The 728-nt window shown below is 53.2% G+C and carries 1 rRNA gene; it reads right to left on the bottom strand.

Features of this window, described 5'->3' with window-relative positions:
- Positions 1–121: ribosomal RNA gene (locus GFB48_RS17285) — 16S ribosomal RNA — on the bottom strand; the annotation flags it as partial.
- Positions 122–728: the final 607 nt, after the last annotated feature.

Here is a 728-nt window from a genome sequence, read left to right on the forward strand (position 1 = left end):
GTATTACTCACCCGTTCGCCACTCGCCGGCAGGTAGCAAGCTACCCCCGCTGCCGTTCGACTTGCATGTGTAAGGCATGCCGCCAGCGTTCAATCTGAGCCAGGATCAAACTCTTCAGTTCAATCTGCTGTTTTCGCTCTATTACGAGCGGTCGCTCACTCTCAGAATCTGACTTGAACTCTCGTTCAAACCTTACTTCTGTGCGAGCACTTCATAACTTGTAAGCTAACGAACTCTCGTTCGTCGCATCCGTCATCAAGCGCCCACACTTATCGGCTGTTTGTTTGTTAAAGAACTTCGCGATCAACTTTGTTTATCGCGTCGCTGCGTTGTCTGCAGCAGAGAAACGAGATTATGCAGAGCTTTTTCGCCGCCGTCAACAACTTGTCGAAGATTTTTTATCCGTCAACTCGCTGCCAACCGCCTCGAACTCCTATCGGCTCCTACCACCTCGCCGACCAGAAACCCGCATCATTACTGCTTCCCCACCGCCTCGACCCCTGCGCTTTCGCTTTCGCTTCAGCGCTGCGTCGTGCAGCGAGGGGCGAATACTAGAGACCTTTCCCCGACTTGGCAACACCTTTGTTGTGACGAGCGAATGACAGCTCACCGGGATTGCCCACAAACCCAATGCCCACCTACGTTTTCGGGCAGAAATCAGGGAGAAGTGACCCCAGATATACTTGAGTCAGGGACTCGGACATTCGGAAGCGTCCGCTCCGACACTT

Source organism: Paraferrimonas sp. SM1919 (assembly GCF_010993985.1).
Taxonomy (GTDB): domain Bacteria; phylum Pseudomonadota; class Gammaproteobacteria; order Enterobacterales; family Shewanellaceae; genus SM1919.